At 75.1% G+C, this 15,862-nt stretch carries 17 protein-coding genes; 4 read left to right on the plus strand and 13 right to left on the minus strand.

All coding sequences use genetic code 11. The annotated features are described in order from the left end of the window. Nucleotides 1–77 precede the first annotated feature (77 nt). The 4 genes from MTP10_RS34160 to MTP10_RS34175 form a co-directional block, all read right to left on the minus strand. Nucleotides 78–1,253 (minus strand): MFS transporter, encoded by a 1,176-nt coding sequence (locus tag MTP10_RS34160; RefSeq protein WP_310714847.1) that lies wholly within the window; start codon nucleotides 1,251–1,253, stop codon nucleotides 78–80. A gap of 72 nt (nucleotides 1,254–1,325) precedes the next feature. After that, on the minus strand, nucleotides 1,326–1,802 hold the full coding sequence (locus MTP10_RS34165; RefSeq protein ID WP_310714849.1) for an Rrf2 family transcriptional regulator: 477 nt from the start codon (nucleotides 1,800–1,802) through the stop codon (nucleotides 1,326–1,328). 63 nt (nucleotides 1,803–1,865) lie between these two features. Continuing rightward, nucleotides 1,866–2,447, minus strand: coding sequence for a hemerythrin domain-containing protein (locus tag MTP10_RS34170; RefSeq protein ID WP_310714851.1), 582 nt, complete (start codon nucleotides 2,445–2,447; stop codon nucleotides 1,866–1,868). Between the two features lie 32 nt (nucleotides 2,448–2,479). Beyond that, on the minus strand, nucleotides 2,480–3,451 hold the full coding sequence (locus MTP10_RS34175) for an AsnC family transcriptional regulator (protein ID WP_310714854.1): 972 nt from the start codon (nucleotides 3,449–3,451) through the stop codon (nucleotides 2,480–2,482). A gap of 128 nt (nucleotides 3,452–3,579) precedes the next feature. Here MTP10_RS34175 and MTP10_RS34180 point away from each other — a divergent pair, with 128 nt between their 5' ends. Next, complete coding sequence (locus MTP10_RS34180) at nucleotides 3,580–5,010, plus strand: MFS transporter (RefSeq protein WP_310714855.1); 1,431 nt, start codon at nucleotides 3,580–3,582, stop codon at nucleotides 5,008–5,010. Nucleotides 5,011–5,070: 60 nt separating this feature from the next. Here MTP10_RS34180 and MTP10_RS34185 read toward each other — a convergent pair whose 3' ends face one another. Then, nucleotides 5,071–6,156: a Zn-dependent alcohol dehydrogenase gene (locus tag MTP10_RS34185; protein WP_310714857.1), complete on the minus strand. Its 1,086-nt coding sequence runs from the start codon at nucleotides 6,154–6,156 to the stop codon at nucleotides 5,071–5,073. 224 nt (nucleotides 6,157–6,380) lie between these two features. On the opposite strand from MTP10_RS34185, the gene MTP10_RS34190 reads away from it, so the two are divergent. The 3 genes from MTP10_RS34190 to hypF are packed head-to-tail and all read left to right on the plus strand — an operon-like array spanning nucleotide 6,381 to nucleotide 10,209. Beyond that, nucleotides 6,381–7,283, plus strand: a complete 903-nt coding sequence (locus MTP10_RS34190) for an SIS domain-containing protein (protein ID WP_310714858.1) — start codon at nucleotides 6,381–6,383, stop codon at nucleotides 7,281–7,283. After that, entirely contained in the window at nucleotides 7,280–7,942 is a 663-nt protein-coding gene (locus MTP10_RS34195) for an SIS domain-containing protein (protein WP_310714861.1), read from the plus strand. The genes MTP10_RS34190 and MTP10_RS34195 overlap by 4 nt, the downstream gene beginning before the upstream one ends. Continuing rightward, a complete protein-coding gene (gene hypF, locus MTP10_RS34200; RefSeq protein ID WP_310714863.1) occupies nucleotides 7,939–10,209 on the plus strand; it encodes a carbamoyltransferase HypF in 2,271 nt (756 codons plus the stop codon). The genes MTP10_RS34195 and hypF overlap by 4 nt, the downstream gene beginning before the upstream one ends. Before the next feature lie 22 nt (nucleotides 10,210–10,231). Here the strand turns inward: hypF and hypE are convergent, their stop codons facing one another. The 8 genes from hypE to MTP10_RS34235 are packed head-to-tail and all read right to left on the minus strand — an operon-like array spanning nucleotide 10,232 to nucleotide 15,861. Next, nucleotides 10,232–11,407, minus strand: coding sequence for a hydrogenase expression/formation protein HypE (hypE, locus tag MTP10_RS34205; RefSeq protein ID WP_310714865.1), 1,176 nt, complete (start codon nucleotides 11,405–11,407; stop codon nucleotides 10,232–10,234). Further along, nucleotides 11,404–12,531 (minus strand): hydrogenase formation protein HypD, encoded by a 1,128-nt coding sequence (gene hypD / locus MTP10_RS34210; RefSeq protein ID WP_310714869.1) that lies wholly within the window; start codon nucleotides 12,529–12,531, stop codon nucleotides 11,404–11,406. The genes hypE and hypD overlap by 4 nt, the downstream gene beginning before the upstream one ends. 9 nt (nucleotides 12,532–12,540) lie before the next feature. Continuing rightward, the gene (locus MTP10_RS34215; RefSeq protein ID WP_310714871.1) at nucleotides 12,541–12,813 is read right to left on the minus strand and encodes a HypC/HybG/HupF family hydrogenase formation chaperone; all 273 of its coding nucleotides are present in this window, start codon (nucleotides 12,811–12,813) and stop codon (nucleotides 12,541–12,543) included. Then, nucleotides 12,791–13,156, minus strand: coding sequence for a hydrogenase maturation nickel metallochaperone HypA (locus MTP10_RS34220; protein WP_310714873.1), 366 nt, complete (start codon nucleotides 13,154–13,156; stop codon nucleotides 12,791–12,793). The genes MTP10_RS34215 and MTP10_RS34220 overlap by 23 nt, the downstream gene beginning before the upstream one ends. Nucleotides 13,157–13,162: 6 nt before the next feature. Beyond that, nucleotides 13,163–13,270 carry a DUF6893 family small protein gene (locus tag MTP10_RS42145; RefSeq protein WP_397203091.1) on the minus strand — a complete coding sequence of 36 codons (108 nt, stop codon included), beginning with the start codon at nucleotides 13,268–13,270 and terminating at the stop codon, nucleotides 13,163–13,165. Beyond that, complete coding sequence (locus MTP10_RS34225; protein ID WP_310714875.1) at nucleotides 13,267–14,151, minus strand: hydrogenase maturation protease; 885 nt, start codon at nucleotides 14,149–14,151, stop codon at nucleotides 13,267–13,269. Before MTP10_RS34225 ends, MTP10_RS42145 begins: the two co-directional genes overlap by 4 nt. Further along, complete coding sequence (locus MTP10_RS34230; protein WP_310714877.1) at nucleotides 14,148–15,203, minus strand: hypothetical protein; 1,056 nt, start codon at nucleotides 15,201–15,203, stop codon at nucleotides 14,148–14,150. The genes MTP10_RS34225 and MTP10_RS34230 overlap by 4 nt, the downstream gene beginning before the upstream one ends. Beyond that, nucleotides 15,193–15,861 carry a DUF6084 family protein gene (locus MTP10_RS34235; RefSeq protein ID WP_310714879.1) on the minus strand — a complete coding sequence of 223 codons (669 nt, stop codon included), beginning with the start codon at nucleotides 15,859–15,861 and terminating at the stop codon, nucleotides 15,193–15,195. The genes MTP10_RS34230 and MTP10_RS34235 overlap by 11 nt, the downstream gene beginning before the upstream one ends. Between the last annotated feature and the right edge of the window lies 1 nt (nucleotide 15,862).

The raw sequence follows: 15,862 nt of genomic DNA on the forward strand, positions 1-15,862 counted from the left end.
GTAGTCATTCAAACCTAATGCCCGCCCCTTTTCCGCGCCACCGGTGATCGCCGGCCGGACGGGAGTCACCAGGAGGGTCAGCGGTGGCGGCGCGTGGCGGCCAGGTAGGCGAGGGCCGCCACCGTGAGGGCGGCGTGGACGGCGAACGCGACGGCGGGACCCGAGGGCAGCAGGACGCCGCCGAGTGCGGTGCCCAGGGCGATGCCCGCGTACATGGCGGAGGCGTTGAGGCCCACGACCACGGCGGTCTCGGCCGGGGCCGCGGAGATCAGCCGTACCTGCTGGGCCGGAGTCTGGGACCAGGTGCTCGCGCCCCAGGCCGCCACCAGGAGCGCGGTGAGCGGGAGCCAGTGCACCCCGGCATGGGCGGTCCACGCCAGCGCGGCCAGCGCGACCGCGATCCCCGCGTACCCGGTGGCCAGCACCCGGATCGGGCCGCGCCGGTCGACCGCCGCGCCCGCCACGGCGTTCCCGGCCACCGCCCCGGCCCCGTACAGGAACAGCAGCCACGTCTCCGCCGACGGCCCGGCGCCGAGGGTGCGCAGCAGCGGGACGGTGTACGCGTACAGGCCGTAGCTCGCGGCCAGGCCGAGCACGGTCAGCGGCAGCACGGCGACGACGCCGGGCTGACGCAGGGCGGCCAGGCGCTCGCGCAGCGGCACCCGCGGGTTTCCGGGAAGCGGCGGCAGTGCGGCGCGCACCCCCGCCGCGCCGACCGCGCACATGGCCGCCACCAGTGCGAGGGCGGCCCGCCAGTCCAGCAGCCTGCCCGCGAGATTCCCCAGGGGGACGCCGACGGCGGTGGCGACGGTCAGGCCGCCGACCACCACGGCCAGGGCGCGGGCCCGCTGCCGCGGCGCGACCAGCGCGGCGGCCACGGCCCCGGCGTTCGGCGTGAAGACGGACGCGCCGGCGGCGGCCACGACGCGGGTGACCATCAGCGCCGGGTAGTTCGGCGCCAGCGCCGAGCCCAGGTTGGCCAGCGCGAGCACGACCAGCGCGCCTGCCAGGAGCGGGCGGCGCGGGAACCGGGACGTGAGGGTGGCCAGGACGGGGGAGAGCACGGCGTAGGTGACGGCGAAGACGGTGGCGGACTGCCCGGCGGCGCTCTCGGAGACGCCGAGGGAGCGGGCCATGGCCGGGAGGAACCCGGCCACCACGTAGGCGTCGGTGCCGACGGCGAACGTGCCGAGCGCCAGGATCAGGGTCCGGCGGAGCCCGTGCGGGCGCTGCACAACCAGGACATCGGACATCCCGATTTCCTTTCGTGAACGGGCCGGGTCCGGCGGACGGACCCGGCCTCGGGGGACGGTGGAGGGAAGAGGTCAGCCGGTCATGCGGCTGTAGTTGCGCCGGGTGCGCTCGGCGCTCTCCGGGGCGAGGGCCATGAGGTCGGCGATCGTCTGCGCGGCCAGCTCACGCCGCCAGGCCAGCTCGGCGCGGCGCATCGCCGTCGAGATGCCGCACGGTCGGCTGACATCGTGCCCGGAGCCCTGGCCGCCCACGCCCCGCTGCCGGATCTCGGCGCAGCGGAACAGCTCCGAGGGCCCCTGGAGGGCGGTGACGACGTCCATGAGGGTGATCCGCTCCGGCGGCCGGGCCAGGGAGAAGCCGCCTCTGGCCCCCGGGGTGGAGGCCAGGATGCCGGCCCGGGTCAGCGCCTGGAGGCGCTTCTTCAGGTACTCCTGCGGCAGGTCGAACCACGCGGCCAGCCTGCGGATGGACACCGGCCCCTCGTCGCGCAGCCAGGCCAGGGTCACGCAGCAGTGCAGACCCCACTCGACTCCCTCGCCCATGTGCATAAGGGGACTATAGATGTCCCGATTGCGCGGCCGGAAACCGGGGGGAGGGGAGCGGGGCGGGCGTCAGGAGCGGCCGCGGCCGGTGAGGGCGTCCCGCAGGCGGTCGATCAGCCCCGCACCGGGCGCCAGCAGCTTGTCGGCGGGCGGCTTGTCGGGCGCGGACGGGTGCGGGCGGGTCGGGGCCAGCTTCTTCGCCCGCTCCACCTTGGCTCCGAGCTCGGTGAGCGCCTCGGGCGGGCAGGCCGCGCGCAGCCGGGGGAACAGGTCGCCCTCCTCGTCCTGGATGTGATGGCGGATCTCCCTCATCAGCTCCTCCAGGACGGGCCAGAAGTCGTCGTCGCCCGGCTCCAGGCGCTCCAGCCGCTTCATGGTCTCCTCGGCCTCGGCGTGCTCGGCGATCTCCTTGTCGGCCAGCTCGTCGCCGCCCGGCACGTGCTCGCGGACCGCCGGGTACAGGTACGCCTCCTCCGCCACCGAGTGGCGGACCAGCTCGATGACGACCTGTTCGGCCAGGGTCTGCGGCCGCTCCCCGATGGCGCCGATCATCGTCTCCAGCTCCGCGAACATCTGCTCGACCTCGCGATGGTCCGTCACGAGCACGGTGATCACGTCCCGCTGCTCGCCCCCGCCCTGCTGATCGTTCATGTCGATCCCTCCCCCTGTCACCCCTCTCCGCGCTATGACCTGGCCAAACGCACCCCGTCGGCGGGGAGGTGGCCGGCCGCCTTGAGGGTGGCGAGGACGGGGGCGGTCTCCAGCGTGCGGACGCCGTCGAGGGCGCCGAGCCGGTGGACGAGGTAGCGGTGCAGGTCGGCGGGGCCGGAACAGAGCGCGTGGGCGAGCAGGTTCGTGGTGCCGGTCGTGGCGATGACCACGGCCAGCTCGTGATGGCCGGCCAGGGCGGTGGCCACCCGCTCCAGGTCGGCGGGCGCGACCGCCATCCAGAGCAGCGCCTGGGTGGTGACCCCGTAGGCGGCGGCGTCGATCTCCACGTCGAAGAACAGCACGTCGCGGGCGCGCAGGTCGGCCAGGCGGCGGGCCACCGTCGCCTGGGACCAGCCGGTGGCGGCGGCCAGGTCCGCGTGGCCGGCGCGCCCGTCGTGGCGCAGCGCGTCGATCAGCGCGCGGTCCGCATGTGTGAGGGGGGCGTTGCCGGACGGGGCGGGCAGGGCCGGGCGCAGCCGCTCCTGCTGCGCGTCGTCGAGGTTCTGGAGCCGGCCGCGCCAGGCCGCGGGGCCGCCCAGGTACGTGTGCAGCAGGCAGTGCGCCGAGACGCCGGTGATCCCGCTCCGGCGGGGGACGTCGTGGAGCAGCGGCGGGCGGGTGGCGTCCGGCGCGTCGACGATGGTGAAGATCTCCGTTCCGCCGGAGGTCAGCTTGACCCAGGAGGTGTCGGCGCGGCGGGCCAGCGAGTGCGCCAGCGTCCGGGCGGCGGACGGGGTCGTGGTGAGGCGGACCACCCACTGCGTGTGGCCGGACCGGCCGTGGTCGGCCAGGCCCACCACGCGCAGCCCCGCCTCGCGGCGGAGCCGTTCGTAGCGGCGCGTCACCGTCTGCGGGGACACGCCCAGCACCTCGGCGACGCGGCTGAACGGGGCCCGGCCGTCGATGTGCAGGGCGTGGACCAGTGCACGGTCGAGCTCATCCATGGCGGCCATATTTCCTCATATATGGGTCCTAGATGGAGAAAATCACTATCTCGGGCCGCCTGACTGGAAGGCCACCGCCCTCCGCCCGACTCTGTTCCCCGGAACGACTCCGAGGAAGAGGGAACCCGATGCTGCTCCATCACCACGTCGCCCACCGGTGGCGATGGGCCGGGCTGGCCGCCCTGCTCGTCGCCGAGGCGATGAACCTGCTCGACGCGACGATCGTGACGGTCGCCGCGCCGGTCATCCACGCCGATCTCGGCGGCGACGCCTCGTCCATCCCGTGGTTCAACGCCGCGTACACGCTGCCGTTCGCGGTGCTGCTGATCACCGGCGGCCGGCTGGGCGACCTGGCCGGGCGGCGGCGGGTGTTCGCCGCCGGCGTGGCCGCGTTCGCGCTCGCCTCGGCCGCCTGCGCGCTCGCGCCGGAGGCCGGGACGCTGATCGGCCTGCGGGCGGTCCAGGGCGCCGCCGCCGCGCTGGTCATCCCGCAGACCATCGGGCTGATCCGGACCATGTTCGACGGCGCCGAGCTGGCCAGGGCCATGGGGAGCATCGGGCCGGTGATGGGGCTGGCCGCCGTCGCCGGGCCGGTCCTGGGCGCCGTGCTCACGCACGCCGACCTGCTCGGCTCGTCATGGCGATCGGTCTTCCTGGTCAACGTGCCCCTGGCCGCCGCCGTGCTGGCCGTCGTCCCCCTGATGCCGGCCGGAGAGCCCCGTACGGCGGGCGGCGCGGGCCTGCCGCGTCTCGACGGGACGGGGACCGTGCTCGCGGCGCTCGGCACCGGCCTGCTGGTGTACCCGCTCATCCGGGGCGAGGCCGCCGGAGGGCCGGCGGCGGGCTGGGCCATGGCGGCGGCAGGGGTGGTCCTGTCCGTGGTGTTCGGCCTGCACCAGCGCCGCCGGGCCCGGGCGGGTCGTGGCGGGCTGGTCGAGGTGAGCCTGTTCCGGGACCGCGGCTTCCCGGCCGCGCTGGCGACCTCGGCCCTGTTCTTCGCGGCGATGAACGGCCTGACGCTCGTGGTCGTCATGGAGGTCCAGCTCGGCCTGGGACGCGACGTGGTGACCGCCGGGCTCTCGCTGCTGCCCTGGTCGGCGGCCATGGGGGTGGCCTCCTTGGTCGCGGGCGCCCGCCTGGTGCCCCGGTACGGGCCGCGGCTGATGTTCGCCGGGCTCGCCGTCACGCTCGCCGGACTGGCGATCACCCTCACCGCCCACCACGAGTCCGCCGGGGGCCCCTGGTGGCTCGTGGCCGCGGGACTGGCCGTCGCCGGCGCCGGGAACGGGCTGTTCACCACCCCCTTCTTCACCGCCGCGCTGTCCCGCGTCCGCCCGCACGAGACCGGCTCGGCCGCCGGGCTGCTCAACGCCGTCCAGCAACTGGGCGCGACGCTCGGCACCGCGGTCCTCGGCGGCGCCTTCCTGCGCGGCCTGGCGCAGGGCGCCGGGCACGTGTCCGCCGCCCGGTCGGCCGGCCTGCTCGCCGCCGCGCTGCTGGCCGCCACCGCCGTCGCCGCCGCCCTCATGCGCACGGATCGATCAGGCGCTGCCAGGTAGGGGAGCCCGCGGTGAGGATCGCCGTGCCGCGGCAACACCATGGAGCCCGTTCTGGCGCCGTCAGTCGAAGAGCACCACCTGGCGGATCACGTCCCCGCCCTTGTCCAGGGTCTTGACGGCGTCGGCCAGGTCCTCGAAGCGGATGCGGCGGGTGATGAGGCTCTCCAGGTCCAGCCGGCCGGCCCGCCACAGGTCCACGAACCGCTTGGCGTCGCGGCGCAGGTCGGAGCAGCCGTAGATGGAGCTGAGGATGTTCTTGCCGTCGAACAGCAGGGAGAAGGCGTCGATCTCGACCTGGTCGTCCGCGGCCCCCGCGCCCACGACCACGACGTTCCCGCCGCGCCTGGCGGCCTGCCAGGCGGCCTTCACGGTGCTCGACCGGCCGACGGCCTCGAAGGCGTGGTCGAAGCCGCGCCCGCCGGTGAGCAGGCCCTTGACCGCCTCCATCTGGTCCGGCGTGGTGGCGTGGGTGGCGCCGAAGCCCTTGGCGAGCTCGTGCTTGGCCACGACCGGGTCCACGGCCAGGATGGTCGCCGCGCCGGCCAGCCGCGCCCCCTGGATCACCGACAGCCCGATGCCGCCCGCGCCGATGACGACGACGGACGAGCCCTCCTCGACCCCGGCCGTGTTGATGACCGCGCCCACACCGGTGGCGACCGCGCAGCTCAGCAGCGCGGCCAGCTCGAACGGCACGTCCGGGTCGATCCTGATCGCGGCCTGGGCGGGGACGACGAGCTCCTCGGCCCAGGCGCCGACGCCGCCGAAACCGAAGCACGGGGTGTCACCGGCGAGGCGGAAGCGCGGCTTGGTGAACCCCTCCAGGACGTACGTGATGCACAGGTACGGCTGACCGCCCAGGCAGTCAGGGCAGGTGCCGCAGGCCGGGATGAACGACAGCACCACGTGGTCGCCCGGCGCCAGCCCGGTCACCCGGGAGCCGATCTCGACCACCTCGCCCGCGGCCTCGTGCCCGAGCACGGCCGGCAAGGAGGTGGGCAGCACGCCCTTGAGCGCGGAGACGTCGGAGTGGCAGACGCCGGTCGCCCGGACGCGGATCCGGACCTCGCCGGGGTCGGGCCCGGCGACCGTGACGTCGTCGCGCAGTTCGAGGGCGGCACCGGGCTCGTGGACTATTGCGGCGCGCATGGTCGGTTCCTCCCGGACGGGTCTTCCTTGTTAGAACCTGTTTCACAACGGATGCATTGTCGCCTCGTAGCCGCATTCCGAGCAAGCGTTTGGTCGAATAAGGCGGCGGCCGCCGCACAACTGAAACGTTCCCCAAGATTGACGGGACGCGGGCACGCACGAGCCCCGGCCGCGTCCCCGTGCCGATGAGCATGGCTGCGAAGGCACCACCACGGGGGACGCGCATGGCCATCGAACCAGGGACACCCGACCGCCTGCTGGAGCTCGCCGCCGCGCGCCGGACCGCGCCCGGTGAGGCGCTCGCCCGCGACGCCGGGCGGCTCGTCCGCGCGGCCGGGGACATGGCGGAGCGCTTCCGGCGCGGGGGACGGCTCATCACCTTCGGCGACGGCGCGGCGGCGGCCGACGCGGGGCACGTGGCCGTCGAGTTCACCCACCCCGTGATCGTGGGCAAGCGGGCGCTGCCGGCGATCTCGCTGGCCGGCGACGCGGCGGCGCTCGGCGGTCTCGCCGCGTCCGGCGGGCCGGAGGCCGTGTTCGCCGCGCAGGTCGCGACGTTCGGGCGGCCGGAGGACATCGCGCTCGGCGTTCCTGCCGGTGAGCGGGACCGGCGCGTCCTGGCCGGGCTGGCGGCGGCCCGCGAGCTGGGCATGCTCACCATCGCCCTGACGACCGCCCCACCGGGCCCCGGCTGTGATGCGGACCGCCCGCCCGGGTACGGCGACGGCTCGCTCGGCGGTGTCGTCGCGGATCACGTGATCGCCGCCCGTTGCGAAGACCCGCTGATCGCCCGGGAGGTCCACGTGACGGCCTACCACCTGCTCTGGGAGCTGGTCCACGTGCTGCTCGACGACCCCGGGCTCGCGCCGCCCGCCCGGCCCGCCGACGACACCACCGGCGGCACCACCGGCGGCACCACCGGCGGCACCGCCGGCACCTGCGTCACGTGCGCCGACACGGCCGTGCCGGTGCACGTCACCGAGCTGCGGCCGGGTGGCCTCGCCCTCGTCGAGACCGGCTGCGGCACGGAGGAGGTCAGCGTCGCCCTCGTCGAGGCGCGGGTCGGCGACGTGGTCCTCGTCCACGCCAAGGAGGCCATCGTGGTGCTCGGCGGTGACGGCTCGTGAGCGGGATCTACCCCTTCCTGACGCCGGCCGGCGACGCGGCCCGGGACGCCCGGGAGAGCGCCGCCCGGGAGCTCGTCCGCTCCACCGCGGCCAAGGCCGTCGAGAGCCTGGAGCTGCGCCTGCGGGTCCTGGGCACGCTGGGCCCGGCGCTGGCCGCCTGCGCCGCGGCCATGGCGACGGCCTTCCGGGCCGGGGGCACGCTGTTCGCGTTCGGCAACGGCGGCAGCAGCACCGACGCCCAGGCCGTCGCCCAGGTGTTCCGCACGCCGGACCGGGACGGCGGCCGGCCCTGGCCGGCCCTGCCGGCGATCTCGCTGACCGGTGACGCGGCGCTGCTGACGGCGCTGGCCAACGACGTCGCGTTCGACGTGGTCTTCGCCCGGCAGCTCGCCGCGCTCGGCCGCCCCGGCGACGTGGCGATGGCCCTGTCCACCAGCGGCGGGGCCGTCAACGTGCTGCGCGGCCTGGAGCAGGCGCGCCGCACCGGCATGGTGACGGTGGGCTTCGCCGGGTCCGGCGGCGGCCGGATGGCCGAGGAGCGCCTGGCCGACCACCTGTTCGTCGTCCCGTCGTCGTCGGTGCACCGCGTCCAGGAGGCGCAGACCACGGCCTGCCACGTGCTGCGCGAGCTCGTGCGGGCGGAGCCGGCGGAGGCGTGAGCGGGCGGGTGCGCTCGCTGATCCGGGTCGAGGGCATCGTGCAGGGGGTCGGTTTCCGGCCGTTCGTGCACGGCCTCGCCGCCCGGTACGGGCTGGCGGGGCTGGTCGGCAACGACGGCGGCGGCGTGTTCATCGAGGCGGAGGGGCCGCCCTCCGCGGTCGCCGCGCTGGTGGAGGCGGTGCGCGAGCGGGCGCCCGCGCTGGCCGTCGTCGACCGGGTCAGCGTCACCCCCGTGCCGCCGACCGGCGCGGGCGGGTTCCGGATCGTGCCGAGCGTCGCCGGCGACCCCGGCGCCCCCGGCCGGGCGCTCGTCCCGCCGGACGTGGCCACCTGCGACGACTGCCTGGCCGAGCTGTTCGACCCGGCCGACCGGCGCTTCCGGTACCCGTTCGTCAACTGCACCGCCTGCGGCCCGCGCTTCACGATCATCACGGCGGTGCCGTACGACCGGGCGGTGACCACGATGGCGGGCTTCGCCCTGTGCGCCGCCTGCGCCCGCGAGTACCACGCCCCGGCCGACCGCCGCTTCCACGCCCAGCCCACGTGCTGCCCCGCCTGCGGCCCCCGGCTCGCGCTGCGCGCGCCCGACGGATCGACGCTCCCCGGCGACCCCCTCACGCGGGCGGCCGCCCTGGTCGCGGACGGCGCCGTGCTGGCCGTCAAGGGGCTCGGCGGCTACCACCTCGCGGTGGACGCCGCCGACGAGGCCGCGGTCGCGCGGCTGCGGGCCCGCAAGCGGCGGCCGGACAAGGCGTTCGCGGTCATGGCGGCGGATCTGCCCGCCGTGCGGGAGCTGTGCGAGGCCGGCGAGGCCGCCGCGGCCATGCTCACCGGGCCGCGCCGGCCGATCGTGCTGCTGCCCCGGCGGCCCGGCGCGCCGGTCGCGCCCTCGGTGGCGCCCGACGGCCCCGACCTGGGCGTGCTGCTGCCGTACACGCCGCTGCACCACCTGCTCTGCCGCGAGCTGGCCCGGCCGTACGTGCTGACCAGCGGGAACCTGGCCGACGAGCCGATCGCGCACGACGACGGGGACGCGCTGCGGCGCCTGGGCGGCGTCGCCGACGCGTTCCTGTGCCACGACCGGCCGATCCACGCGCCCGCCGACGACTCCGTGCTGCGGGTGTTCCGCGGCGCGCCGATGCCCGTACGACGGTCACGCGGGTACGCCCCGGAGCCGCTCACCCTGCCGTGGCCGTTCCGCCGGCCCGTCCTGGCCTGCGGCGCCGAGCAGAAGAGCACCTTCTGTCTCGGGCGGGAGCGGCACGCGGTGCTGTCGCAGCACCTCGGCGACCTGGAGAGCCACCTGGCCCTGCGCGCCTTCACCGCCGAGGTCGTGCGCTTCCGGCGGCTGCTCGGCGTCGATCCCGAGGTCGTCGCCCACGACCTGCACCCCGGCTACCTGTCCACCACGTACGCCCAGGACCTGGACGGCGTGGAGACGGTCGCCGTGCAGCACCACCACGCCCACATCGCCTCGTGCCTGGCCGACAACGGCGAGGCCGGCCCGGTCATCGGGGTGGCGTTCGACGGCACCGGGTACGGGCCCGACGGCACCGTCTGGGGCGGCGAGCTGCTGGTGGCGAGCCTGGCGGCGTACGAGCGGGCCGGGCACCTGGAGCTGGTGCCGCTGCCGGGCGGCGTCACGGCGATCCGCCAGCCGTGGCGGATGGCGGCGGCCTGCCTGGGGGCCGCGGGGGAGCCGTCCGGCGGGCTCGCGGTGGCCCGCCGCAACGCGCGGCACTGGCCGGCCGTGGCCGCGCTGGCCGCCTTCGGCGGCCCCGCCGCGCCGCTCACCTCCAGCGCCGGGCGGCTGTTCGACGCGGTGGCGGCGCTGCTGGGCGTCCGCGACACCGTCACCTACGAGGGGCAGGCGGCGATCGGCCTGGAGCAGCGGGCCGATCCGGACGTGCGCGACGGCTACCCGGTGGCGGTGACCGGGACCGCGCCCGTGGTGATCAGGAGCACCGACCTGGTGCGGGCCGTCGCCGGCGACCTGCGGCGCGGCGTGCCGGCCGGGGTGATCGCGGCACGCTTCCACCACGGGCTGGCCGGCGCGGTGGTGACGGCCGTCGGCGTGGTCGCCGGGGCCACGGGGATCGGCACGGTGGCGCTGTCGGGCGGCGTGTTCGCCAACGGGCTGCTGCTCGGCGGCGTGGCCGACGGGCTGCGCGCCAGCGGGTTGCGGGTGCTGACGCACCGGCGGGTGCCCTGCAACGACGGCGGGATCAGCCTCGGCCAGGCGGTCGTGGCCGCCGCCCGCCCCTGATCAGCTCGGGGGCGGGTGGTCCTCAGCAGATGCGGGGGAGCGGGTCGCCCACGAGCAGGTCCACGATCCGGGTGCCGCCGAACGCCGTACGCAGCAGGACCAGCCCCGGCGGGTCGTCCCGCACCGTGCCGATCACCGCCGCCCCCGCCCCGAGCGGGTGCCCGCGCAGCACCTCCACCGCGCGCTCCGCGTGCCCGCCGTCCACCACGGCCACGAACCTGCCCTCGCACGCCACGTACAGCGGGTCGATGCCCAGCAGTTCGCACACGCCGGTCACCTCGGGCCGCACCGGCAGCGCCTCCTCCTCGGCCACCACGGACACGCCGGAGGCGGAGGCCACCTCGTTGAGGATGGTGGCCACCCCGCCGCGCGTGGCGTCGCGCAGCGCCCGTACTCGGCCGGGCAGGGCGTCCAGCAGCGCGGCCACGATCCCGTGCAGCGGAGCCGTGTCGGAGACGATCGGCGCCTCGATGCCGAAGTCGCCGCGCGCCAGCATGATCGCGGCGCCGTGCTCCCCGATCGGCCCGGACACGATGACCGCGTCGCCCGGCCGGGCGTGCGCGACCGACAGCTCCGCGGGCCGCTCCAGCAGGCCGACGCCGGTGGTGGTGACGTAGCAGCCGTCGGCCTTGCCCCGCTGGACGACCTTGGTGTCGCCGGTGACGATCTCCACCCCGGCCGCGGTCGCCGCCGCCGCCATGGACGCGGCGATCCGCCGCAGGTCCGCGACGGGGAAACCCTCCTCCAGGATGAACCCGGCGGCCAGGTACGCCGGCCGCGCCCCGCACATCGCGAGGTCGTTGACGGTGCCGTTGACCGCGAGGTCGCCGATGTCGCCGCCGGGGAAGAACAGCGGGGACACCACGAACGAGTCGGTGGTGAACGCGACCCGCGCGTCGCCCGTCCGCAGCGTCGCCCCGTCCTCCAAGGGAGCCAGGAGCGGGTTGCGGAACGCCTCCAGGAAGACCGCCTGGATCAGCGTCTGCGTGGCCTTGCCGCCCGCGCCGTGGGCCAGCGTGATCCGCTCCTCCCTGACCACCGGCTTGCGCCGCCTGGCCCGGGCGATCCGGTCGAGGACCTGCTGCTCGCGGTCGCGGTGCGGGGTGCCGGGAGCGGGGAGCGGGTCCTCGTCGGACGCCGGCGCGCGCACCGGGTCCGGGAGGTCCTCGTGCAGCGCGCCCCGCGGGGTGCCGGTCATGACCGGGTCGCCTCCCTCACGCGCTCGCGGCTGAAGCGGCCGAAGTTGTAGTACGCCGCGCAGGCGCCCTCGGAGGACACCATGCAGGTGCCGATGGGCGTCTCCGGCGTGCACGCCGTCCCGAACACCTTGCACTCCCACGGCTTGAGCACGCCCTTGAGCACCTCGCCGCACTGGCAGGACTTGGGGTCGGCCACGCGTAGCCCGGGCAGCTCGAAGATCCGTTCGGCGTCGAAGGCCGCGTACGCGTCGGACAGGCCGAGCGCCGAGTGGGAGATGAAGCCGAGCCCGCGCCACTCGAAGTGCGCCCGCATCCGCATCACCCGGCCGATGACGTCCATGGCCGTGCGATTGCCCTCCCACGGCACCACGCGCGCGTACTGGTTGGCCACCTCGCGGCGGCCCGCCGCGATCTGCCCGAGCAGCATGTGCACGGACTGCAGGATGTCCAGCGGCTCGAACCCGGCGACGACCAGCGGCTTGCCGTAGTCGCGGGCGATGAAGTCGTACGGCCGGCAGCCGATCACGGCCGAGACGTGGCCGGGCCCGATGAAGCCGTCCAGGCGCAGGTCCGGAGAGTCGAGGATGGCCTTGATCGCCGGAATGATCAGGACGTGGTTGCAGAAGACCGAGAAGTTGCGCACGTTCTCGGCGGCGGCCCGCAGCACGGTCATCGCCGTGGACGGCGCGGTCGTCTCGAACCCGATCGCCATGAACACCACCCGCCGCTCCGGGTTCTCCTTGGCGATCTTGAGGGCGTCGAGCGGGGAGTACACCATGCGGATGTCGGCGCCGGCGGCCTTGGCCTCCAGGAAGGAGCCGGTTCCGCCCGGCACCCGCATCATGTCGCCGAACGAAGTCATGATCACGTCGGGCTGGGAGGCGATGTGGATGGCGTCGTCCACCCGGCCCATCGGGATCACGCACACCGGGCAGCCGGGGCCGTGCACGAGCACGACCTCCTCCGGCAGCAGGTCTTCCAGCCCGTGCTTGTAGATCGTGTGGGTGTGCCCGCCGCACACCTCCATGAACGTGTACCGGCGGCCCGGCTCGCACCGGGCGGCGATGTCCGCGGCCAGTGTCCGTGCCCTGTCCGCGTCGCGGTACTCATCGACGAACCGCACACGCCCCCCTCACGTGATGTCCGACTGGCGCAGCGCGTCCAGCTCGTCGTCGTAGGCCTGCCCGAGGCCCTCCAGGTAGTCGAGCACCGCCTGCGCCTCCGACTCGGAGATCCTCGACAGCGCGAACCCCACGTGCACCAGCACCCAGTCGCCGACCTTCAGGTCCTCCTCCACGAGGAGGCCGACGTTGATCCGGCGGCGCACCCCGGCGACGTCCACCACGGCGAGGTCGGCGTTGTCCGGGTCGGCGGCGACGAGCTCACCGGGGATGCCCAGGCACATCGGCCGGCTCCTCCCCGAAGGTGATGGACTCCAGCACCAGCTCGTCGCCGCCGGAGACGTCCACGTCGGCGCTGCCGCACGGCGGGCAGACCGCCAGCACGTCCAGCGACTCGCAGCGCGCGCCGCAGGCCCGGCACGTGACGGTGACCGGCATGACGACGAGATCGACGGCGGCGTCCTGCGCGGCGGTGCCCGCCGCGGCGAGCGTGAAGGCCTGGCCGAACGCGTCGTCGACGACGGCGTGGCGGACGCCCACGCGCACCCGCGCGCCGGTGATCCGCCTGCCTCCGGCTCGCTGCTCCAGCAGCTCGACCAGGCCCTCGCACATTCCGATCTCGTGCATACGGCGCTACATCCGTTTCATCGTCAGATAACGCTTGATCTCCGGCCATTGGCGGGCAATCGCCGCGGTCACCACGGCTGTGGCGATCAATGCCGCTACTCGTGTCCTTCTCATGTCATGTCACCTCCTTCCGGATGCGGAGGCCGGGAGGCGGGCCCGGCGTTTTCCGCAATCATGTCCATCACCAGACGGACGGCTTGGGCGGCCGCCTGCCGGACGGGCTCGCTCAGCTCCACGAGCACGTCCTCGTCCGGCCCGCCGGCCGGCGCCACGGCGGGCTCGCAGCACACGACGACCACCCGGCCGGGCAGCCGGCCGAGCTCCCCGGCCAGCCGCAGCACCTGGACCGGGTCCATGCCGTGGCCCTCGACCTGCGCCCCCGAGGGCACGCCCGCCGGGTCCGGCTCCAGCACCGTCAGCGTGCCGGGCGCCTCACCGCGCGGCGCGGCGTCCACGAGGATCGCGAGGTCGTAGTCCCGCTGGAGCGCGTAGACCAGGTCCATGCCGCGGATGCCGAAGTCGACCACGTCCACGCCGGCCGGCTGCGGCAGCGCGGCCATCCGGCGGGCCACCTCGACGCCGAACCCGTCGTCGCCGAGGAAGACGTTGCCGATGCCCGCGACGAGGATCCGCGTGCCCGGAGCCTGCGCGGCCGGCGAGTCCAGCGGCTCGACCTCGTCGGCCCCGTAGAAGAACCGGTGGCCCGGCATCCGGGCCTCACCGAGGTCGCGGCCCGGGTCGTCGTCGAGCGTCACCGCGAGGTGGAAGGCGCCCTCGTCGTCCTGCTCGATCGACTCGACGACGGCGACGCGGCCGTCCAGGACCAGGTCCATGATGTCGGTCCGCCCCAGCGCGGAGGGGCGCAGCCGGACCCGGGAGCCGGACCGCACGGGCCGCCCGGCGATGGTCACCACGTCGGGGCCACGCCGCTCCATCCGCGCCCAGAACCCCATCCCCACCATGCGATCGGCCCCGTCCCCCGAACCGTCGTTCATGTCGGCTCCGTGCGCAGGACGCCGTGCAGCCGCATGAGCCGCTCGGGGGTGAGGGCGTCGCACCGCTCCAGGATCTCCCTGCCCCGCGGGTCGCCCTCGCGGATCTCCCGCTTCTCCTCGTCGCTCAGCGCCAGCACGCTCAGCGTCAGCAGCTGGTCGATCTCCGTCGCGTCGAACAGGTCGCCCGGGCTCTCCGGCGAGATCCGCGGGTGGTCGTACAGGATGATCGGCGCCGACAGCATCGTGTGCCGCTCGCCCTCCTCGCCGACGAGGACCGGCCAGGTGCCGACGTTGCCGCAGCCCTCCGCGTGGGCGCGCAGCTCCTCGGGCGGGTCCATCAGCGAGACGAACCGGCCGTCCGGCGCGTGCAGCACGCTGTGCGCCGAGACCAGGGTGCGCCGCATCGCGCCGGTACGGGTGCCGCCCTCCCACGCAGTGGTGTTGACCACGGTGACCGTCAGCCGGAACAGGCCGGGCTCCACCTGCTCGGCGCCCACCTCGACGTGCCCGCGCAGCTCCTCCCAGGACCGGAGCGCCGCGCCGGACCCGTCGGCGAGGACCTCGTACTCCCGCCCCGCGGGCACGTCGATCGCGACGCGGGCGGGCCGCCGCAGCAGGCCCTCCAGGGCCAGGCCGCACGCCGCCACCTCCCGCTCCACCGCCTCCTCCCGGACCAGCACGCGCCCGCCGCCGGGCTCCGGCACGGGCCCGGGCACCCCGCCGGAGCCTCTGCCGGAGACCGGCTCCGGCACAGGCTCCGGTACGCCGTCCCGGAGCAGAGCCGGCTCCCGGACGACGACGTGCAGGAAGCGCACCCGCACGTCCACGGCCGCGCCGGGGTCCGCCTCCAGGAGGCACTGGGTCCGCATCAGCCACGGGTTGCCGTCGTGCGCCCGGCCGTACGGCTCGGGGTGCACGCCGCCGATCGTCCAGCGGTGCCGGTTCTTCAGCGCCGACTGCCGGTACGGCCACAACAGGTAGCCCTCGTAGAGCACGGCCCGCGCGATCTGCCCGACCTGGTCCATCAGCGGCTCCCCGCCTTCAGCGTCCATCAACGGCTCCCGCCTTCAGCAGCGACTCCACGACCTCGTCCCAGCCCGGCAGGGCGTTGCGGGTCCGGTAGGCGTGCAGCCGGTCGAACATGTCACGGCCCAGCCGCAGCCAGGCGTCTCCGGGGAAGTAGTGGTCCATGAGCTCCCGCCAGGTGGCGGCCGGCATGCGGAACCGGGCCTCGGTGTCCCACGGGAGGCGCGCGGCCCGCAGCGCCCCGCCGTCGAGGTGGAACGTCGTGCCGCTGAAGAGGAACTCCAGCGGGATCTCGCCGTCGCGCACCGCGTGGAGGTACTTCGCGGCGGCCACGTCGAAGTCGTAGGTGCAGGGCACCCGTACCAGCGCGGTCGTCTCGCCGGTGAAGGCGGGCAGGTGTGTGACGGTCTGCGCCCACATCAGGCTGCCCAGGCTCCTGCCCCACAGCTCGGACGGCCCGAACACCTCCGCGAGCCGCTCGCGGCTCGCCTCGTCGTAGCCCCGGCGGGCGGCGGCGATGCGCAGCTGCGTCTCCAGGATGACCGAGCGCACCTCGCAGCCGCTCGCGTCGGTGATCCGCAGCGCGAACTCCAGCGCCGGCACGGCCGCGAACTCGGCTGCCCGGGCGTCCTCGACCGTGATGCGCAGGGCCGGAACGCCGCCGGCCGTCGTCGTGTCGGACACG

It is taken from the genome of Nonomuraea sp. 3-1Str (genome assembly GCF_031570565.1).
Classification (GTDB): domain Bacteria; phylum Actinomycetota; class Actinomycetes; order Streptosporangiales; family Streptosporangiaceae; genus Nonomuraea.